Genomic DNA, 7,292 nt, shown 5'->3' on the forward strand with positions numbered 1-7,292 from the left:
TTGATTAGAATTTAAGTGGTCCAATTAATTTATATTAGGATCTTCTCTCAAGCAAAGTGATGAGGTAAGTTGAGAATAGATTCCCGTTTTCACGGGAATGACTCAAAACAATGTGAGGCCATCCCGCGAAAGGGGTCTGAGTTTATTATTGACATCATCGCTGACAATATCCGATTGTATCACTGCCAGGCAAACATTCACAATAATGTCTGCTTTCAATCATTAAGCTCAGTAATAGATTCCGCGCAAAGCGCGGAAATAGATTATGGTTTTGCCTTTTTTTATTAATTCATCGCTTATGAAATTGCGCTTCCTCGGTGCTACCTTTTAATGCAGTCGTTGAAGACTCTCCTTGCATGATGGTATTTTGCACCGCATCGAAATAGCCTGTTCCTACGAAAGCCTGATGTTTGGTTGCTCTAAACCCATGGCCTTCCTGAGCGATTTCTTTTTGCTGCATACGCGAATAGGCGATCATTCCCTCTTCCTTGTAGGCTTTAGCTATTTCAAACATACCGACATTCAGACTATGCCAGCCTGCCAGCGTAATAAATTGATAATTATAACCCATTTCAAATAATTGCTCTCTAAATGTCCTTAAATCATGCTCGCTTAAATTTGCCTGCCAGTTAAAAGACGGTGAGCAATTATAACAAAGCAGTTTACCTGGATAACGCTCATGAATTGCCTCAGCAAATCGACGTGCCTCAGCAAGATTGGGTTTTGATGTCTCGCACCAAATCATATCAGCATAAGGAGCATAAGCCAGCCCACGGCTTATTGCCTGCTCCAGACCGCTTTTTACATAATAAAATCCTTCGCTGGAACGTTGACCCGTTAAAAATACTTTATCAACGTTATCATAGTCACTGGTTATTAGCGTAGCGGAATCTGCGTCCGTTCTTGCAATAATAAGAGTAGGAACTCCATTAATATCAGCAGCCAAACGAGCAGCTATTAATTTATTAATCGCTTCAAATGTAGGAATCAAAACCTTGCCTCCCATATGACCGCATTTTTTTGCTGAAGACAATTGATCCTCAAAATGCACAGCTGCGGCCCCCGCTCTAATCATGTGTTTCATTAATTCAAAAGCATTTAAATTACCACCAAAACCAGCCTCAGCATCGGCAATAATGGGCGCGTACCATTTTGTTGTTCTATCACCATCAAGACAATGAATTTCATCAGTTCGCTGCAAAGCATTATTAATCGATTCAACCAGATTAGGAACAGAATCAACTGGATATAAACTTTGATCGGGATACATTTGCCCAGAAGAATTATTATCGCCCGCTACCTGCCAACCGGAGCAGTAAATTGCCTTAAGTCCTGCTTCTATCGCCTGAATGGCCTGATTACCGGTGAGACAACCTAAAGCAGTTACAGGCGTATTTCCCTGGAGCAGGGTCCATAATTTTTCGGCGCCGTGCCTGGCTAGACTGTATTCAATTTTTAATGAAGGTTGCAGCCTTACTACTTCTTCAGCACTATAGGGACGTTTGATACCCGCCCAACGGGCATTCGTTTTCCATTCCTTGTTCAATTGATTAATCTGTTCTTGCTGGTTCATGATTTTCCTTCCTTCTCATTATTAATTAATATCGAATAGGCAGGTAAAGTTAAGAACTCATCAAAACCAGGATTGGTAATCATTTCTATGAACAATTGCGAAGCCTCTTCCAATCTGGCTTGTTGAACCTTATTCCCGTCTATAGCAAGTCTTATCTTTCCGGATTCATCATCCATCAGAGACATAAAAAGAGCCTGATTTAACTCTCTGTTATCTGAAAGTCTGGCTTTAAATTTAAGCCATTGCCATAATTGAGCCCGGCAAATTTCGGCTGTTGCGGCATCCTCCATTAAATGATTAATTGGAACACAGCCATTTCCAAGCAACCAGGCATGTAAATATTGAATACCTACACTAATATTGTTTCTTACACCCTGTTCTGTTATTTTTCCCTCAGGAACGGTTAACAAATCTTGCTGGGTAATTATGATGTCAGCGTGTCTCTTATTGATTTGATTGGGCTCAGGCATGAGCTTGTTGAACGCTTCAAGCGCTACGGGAATTAACCCGGGATGCGCAACCCAGGTACCATCATGACCCGCTCTCGCTTCACGTTCTTTATCAGCAAGAACTTTAGCCATGGCTTCTTCGTTTGCTTCTTTATTTCCTTTAATAGGAATTTGTGCGGCCATGCCGCCCATGGCGTGCACACCACGATGATGACAGGTTTTAATTAATAAACTTACATAAGACTGGAGAAAATGGCGAGTCATTGTTACCTCATGCCGGTCAGGAAGAACAAAGCGCGCATGGTTTCTGAATTTTTTAATAAAACTGAAAATATAATCCCAACGACCACAGTTTAAACCCGCTGAATGATCTTTTAATTCATATAAAATTTCATCCATCTCAAAGGCGGCTCCAATCGTTTCTATCAAGACGGTTGCCCGAATGGTTCCTTGAGGAATACCTAATAGCGTCTGCGCTCGAATAAATACATCATTCCAAAGCCTGGCCTCCAGATGGGACTCCATTTTCGGCAGATAAAAATAAGGCCCACTTCCCTGAGCTATCAATTTCTTTGCATTGTGGAAAAAGAAAAGAGCAAAATCAAAGAGAGAAGCTGATACCGGCAAATTATCGATTAACACATGCTCTTCCTTGAGATGCCAACCTCTGGGTCTAACCATTAAGGTCGCTGTTTTATTATTCAGTTTGTATTCTTTATTGGTTTCCGGATTTTTAAAACAAATGGTTTTATCTACTGCATCACACAAATTAATTTGGCCTTGAATGCAGTTATCCCAGGTTGGTGAGTTGGAATCTTCAAAATCAGCCATAAAGACCTTGGCGCCACTATTTAAGGCATTAATTATCATTTTACGCTCTACGGGGCCTGTAATCTCAACCCGCCTGTCAATTAAATCAGGAGGAGGCTCTGCCGCTTTCCACTCAGACTGACGCACATTCTCCGTTTCCTTAAGGAAATCCGGATAAATACCTTCATCATATTTTTTTTGCCTTTCCTGCCTTAACGTTAATAAATAGTCACGTTGCGATCTGAATTCCAACTCAATTTTTTTAACAAAATCAAGTGCTTCATCATTTAATATTCGATTATAATCCTGGTTCAATTTCTGTGTTATTATCACCGCTTTTTTATTCATATGTTTTTAGCCTGTTATTATGAAGTTAAACTTATGTTCTGTTATTCAGCAAAAAATATGCCATTGGTAGAGTTAAATTGTATTAATTTCGCTGGGTTTTGACGGTTCCCGGAGAAACTATAAATAATGAAAGCCCCTTTTACTATAATTAGAATAGGCTTAATAAAAGGAGCGTGTTATGAAAAAACACATAAAAACCCAAACAAACAAATCAGGCATTAATAAATCGGTTACAGATGAGGAGAATAAAAAAATTCGCAGCAACAAAAAAGAAAAAGCTTTGGATAAAACCATTGAAGATACATTTCCTGCCAGCGATGCAGTAGCCAAATATTAATTTTAAATTCGTTAAATAGAGGTATTTATTAATGAACAAACAATTTGTGTATAACCGGAGGTAATATGGATTTTACTATCCTTTTGGTCGAGGATAATACGTTACAACAAAAAATTATCGAACGGCACTTATCCAATCTCTTTGACTGTGCACTGGAAATAGCGTCCACTGGAAGCGATGCCATCAATTATTTGAAGACAAATACGCCTGACTTAATTATTCTTGATGGCAATCTGCGCCCCAAGAATAAAAAATGCCCTATTAACGGCCCGGATGTGGCTCAAGTTATTAAAACTCAAAAACCTGATGTTCCGGTGGTACTTTGGACTGATGATGCTAAAATGTTGAACGATTTTGATGTGGTATTCGAGGGAGAAAGATGCCCTGAAATAGAGAAACCCTGCCGTCGAAACAATATTGAAGCGGTTTTAACACCTATTGTTGAGCGTATTATGAAGACGAAAGAAGATAAAAGAATGCAAATGAAATAACTGTTATTAATTAAATACTGGTAATTAAATGACTTGCAAATTAACCCGCTTATAAACTATTCTCTTAATATATACCCAAAAAAACAGGTTATTTTTGAGCAGTACACTACATAAAAAAACATTTTTTCTTCCTCCTATGAATTCACGCCAGTTGGCTAATTTATGCGGTGCTTTGCATGAAAATATTAAATTACTTGAGGTTTTTTTTAATATAACAATTAAAATTAATCATGATAAAATAACTTTATCTGGCTCCTCTCATGCCAATTTAGAAAGAGCCGAATTAATAATAAAACAGCTTCATCAGCGTACCGGTCAACCCATTCATGCTGAAATTGTTAGTTCATTGTTACATGCTCAGGATAAGGAGCCTCACTTTGCTATGCTACAACCTGTCCGATTAAGTCGAAAAACGCTCCTGCCCCGCAATAACAAACAGGCTGATTATTTGGCCAGCATCGATAAATACGACATTGTTTTTGCAACAGGACCTGCTGGAACTGGAAAAACATATCTTGCTGTATCCAAAGCAATTGAATTGTTTGAAAAAGGCGAAGTACAACGCCTGGTGTTTGTGAGGCCGGCTGTTGAAGCCGGGGAAAAATTAGGATTCCTGCCAGGTGATTTGGTGGAAAAAGTACTGCCTTATTTACGCCCTGTTTATGACGCGTTATATGAAATGATTGGTTTTAAAGAAACCCAAAAACTAATCCAGACTGACGTTATTGAGGTATTACCTCTTGCTTTCATGCGAGGGAGAACCCTTAATGAAGCATTCATCATCCTTGATGAAGCACAAAATACGACGGTTTTACAGATGAAAATGTTTTTAACCCGTATGGGTTTTGGCTCAAAAGCAGTGATTACTGGCGATATGACCCAGATTGATTTACCGAAAGGAACTTATTCAGGCTTATCTCATGCCGTTCATTTACTTGCTGATATTGAAGAAATCAGTATTCACACCTTTACAAGTCGTGAGGTGGTCAGGCATCCTCTCGTTTCCCGTATTGTCGATTGTTATGATAACAATCAAAAGGATAAAAAATAATGGGCTATCATATCGATTTGCAACGAGCATCCACCGAGCCTCTTTCAATTTCGGATGACTTGCTTATAAAGTGGGCCACTTTACCTTTGATAGATCATAAAGAATTTGCCGAGTTAACCCTTCGTCTGGTGGATGAAAAAGAAATTATCCAGTTAAACCGACAATACCGACAACAGAATAAACCAACCAATGTGTTGGCTTTTCCCAGTGTTATTCCTGATATTATTACGCTGGAGTATCCTTTATTAGGTGATGTTATTATTTGTCCTTCTGTTCTGGAGAAAGAGAGTCTTCAACTTGGGAAACCACTCACAGAACACTGGGCGCACATTGTTATCCATGGAGTATTACACTTGTTAGGCTATGATCATATTAAAGAGAGTGATGCCGAAATAATGCAGGCACTTGAAATAAAATTACTGGCAGAACTTGGTTTTGCCAATCCTTATCATTTAGAGGATAACTGCATTGAGTAAAGAGGATGAAAATGGTTCTCTCCTTACGCGCCTCAGGCAATTTTTACAGGTAGAACCGCAGAATAAAGAAGAGTTAATTGGTCTGTTACGAGATGCCCACAGTCGTTCCCTCATTGACTCCGAAACCCTGGGCATGATCGAAGGCGTTATTCAGTTTACGCAAATGCGAGCGCGTGACATTATGTTACCCAAAAAACAGATGACCAGCATTTCGCAAGAAGCGGGGCTTGAAGAAATTATCGAAATAGTTACAAACTCTGGTCATTCTCGTTTTCCTGTCACGGGAACCCATAAAGATGAAATCATTGGTATTTTACATGCTAAAGATTTACTGCGTTTTCAAGCCCGCCAAACTATGGATTTTGATTTACAGGATATCGTTCGTCTTGCTACTTTTATACCGGAAAGTAAACGCCTCGATTTATTATTAAGCGAGTTTCGCAATAATCGCAATCACATGGCAATTGTGGTGGATGAATATGGCGCTGTGAGCGGATTCGTTACCATTGAAGATATTATTGAACAAATCGTAGGCGACATTGAAGATGAATTTGACATTGATGAAGAAGCTTACATTAAAGCGCATGGTAATAATTATTACATTGTCAAAGCCCATACTCCTATCGAAGAATTTAATGAGCAATTGCATGCTGATTTCAGCGATGAAATGTATGACACGATTGGGGGTATAGTAATGACCAATTTTGGTTACTTACCTAAGCGCGGCGAAGTCATTACAATTAATCAATTTGAATTTAAAGTAATAAATGCCGATGCCAGACGGATTAAACTTTTAGCCTGTTATGATAAACGTCTCCATCATAATAACTAAATTACCAGGACAATGAAGTAATGAATAGTAACATCCTGATTATAGATGACGATACCGAATTAACCGATTTGCTGGTTCAATATCTGGAGCCTGAAGGATTTAATGTCGTCTGCGTGCATGATGGTGAAAGCGGGGTTAAAAAAGCACTGAATCAAATTTTTGAAGCCATCATTCTGGATGTGATGTTGCCCAGGTTAAATGGTTTTGAAGTATTAAAGGCGATTCGCGAGCATTTGGAAACGCCTGTACTCATGCTAACGGCACGAGGTGATGATATTGATCGTATCGTAGGTCTTGAAATTGGTGCTGATGATTACCTGCCCAAGCCCTGTAATCCGCGAGAACTCGCAGCAAGATTGCGAGCTATCCTGAGACGTACCCAAAAAATTCCTGTTCAACGCCCTGTTATTGAGCATCAGGGAATAATTGTAGATTGCTCCAAACGTTTGGTCACCCATAATGGCGAGTTGATGGAATTAACCAATGCCGAGTTTAATATTCTCGAAATGTTAATTAAATCCCCCGGTCAGGCTTTTTCCAAGGAAGAATTAACGGAATACGCTTTAGGTAGAAAGTATACTGCTTATGATCGCAGTATAGATGTGCATATCTCAAACTTGCGTAACAAGTTGGGAGGTAATCCGCCCACAAAATAGTTGATGCCAAAAGTAGAATTTTCTCGTAATGTATGTGCAAGGAGATTCTGCATGAAGAAATCAAAATTTAGTGACAGCCAAATCCTGTCGATATTGAAGCAAGCTCAAAGTGGTGTTGCAGTTCCAGATTTATGTCGAGAGCATGGTATAAGCAATGCGACATTCTATAACTGGCGAGCCAAGTATGGAGGCATGGATCTTCCAATGATGGCTCGGCTAAAGGAACTTGAAGCAGAGAATAGCCGCTTAAAGAAGATGTACGCTGAAGA

General features: G+C 39.3%; 9 protein-coding genes. 7 read left to right on the forward strand and 2 right to left on the reverse strand.

Going from position 1 to position 7,292, the window contains the following annotated elements:
• Positions 1-289 precede the first annotated feature (289 nt).
• Together aceA and aceB are read right to left on the reverse strand one after the other, a co-directional pair.
• Positions 290-1,573, reverse strand: coding sequence for an isocitrate lyase (aceA, locus tag T345_RS0100980; RefSeq protein ID WP_028387692.1), 1,284 nt, complete (start codon positions 1,571-1,573; stop codon positions 290-292).
• Positions 1,570-3,180 (reverse strand): malate synthase A, encoded by a 1,611-nt coding sequence (gene aceB, locus T345_RS0100985; RefSeq protein ID WP_028387693.1) that lies wholly within the window; start codon positions 3,178-3,180, stop codon positions 1,570-1,572. Before aceB ends, aceA begins: the two co-directional genes overlap by 4 nt.
• A gap of 178 nt (positions 3,181-3,358) precedes the next feature.
• Here aceB and T345_RS14945 point away from each other — a divergent pair, with 178 nt between their 5' ends.
• From T345_RS14945 to T345_RS0101020, 7 genes are all read left to right on the forward strand, one after another.
• On the forward strand, positions 3,359-3,517 hold the full coding sequence (locus T345_RS14945) for a hypothetical protein (protein WP_156935616.1): 159 nt from the start codon (positions 3,359-3,361) through the stop codon (positions 3,515-3,517).
• A gap of 65 nt (positions 3,518-3,582) precedes the next feature.
• On the forward strand, positions 3,583-4,008 hold the full coding sequence (locus T345_RS0100995) for a response regulator (protein WP_028387694.1): 426 nt from the start codon (positions 3,583-3,585) through the stop codon (positions 4,006-4,008).
• Between the two features lie 94 nt (positions 4,009-4,102).
• Positions 4,103-5,059, forward strand: a complete 957-nt coding sequence (locus T345_RS0101000) for a PhoH family protein (protein ID WP_028387695.1) — start codon at positions 4,103-4,105, stop codon at positions 5,057-5,059.
• Positions 5,059-5,535, forward strand: a complete 477-nt coding sequence (gene ybeY / locus T345_RS0101005; RefSeq protein WP_028387696.1) for an rRNA maturation RNase YbeY — start codon at positions 5,059-5,061, stop codon at positions 5,533-5,535. The genes T345_RS0101000 and ybeY overlap by 1 nt, the downstream gene beginning before the upstream one ends.
• Entirely contained in the window at positions 5,528-6,367 is an 840-nt protein-coding gene (locus T345_RS0101010) for a CorC family transporter (RefSeq protein WP_028387697.1), read from the forward strand. The genes ybeY and T345_RS0101010 overlap by 8 nt, the downstream gene beginning before the upstream one ends.
• 20 nt (positions 6,368-6,387) lie before the next feature.
• A complete protein-coding gene (cpxR, locus tag T345_RS13190; RefSeq protein WP_035917893.1) occupies positions 6,388-7,023 on the forward strand; it encodes a two-component system response regulator CpxR in 636 nt (211 codons plus the stop codon).
• A gap of 51 nt (positions 7,024-7,074) precedes the next feature.
• Positions 7,075-7,292, forward strand: a 218-nt coding sequence (locus T345_RS0101020) for a transposase (RefSeq protein ID WP_028387698.1), incomplete at its 3' end; no start/stop codon positions are given.

This window comes from Legionella fairfieldensis ATCC 49588 (genome assembly GCF_000621525.1).
GTDB classification, from domain to species: domain Bacteria; phylum Pseudomonadota; class Gammaproteobacteria; order Legionellales; family Legionellaceae; genus Tatlockia; species Tatlockia fairfieldensis.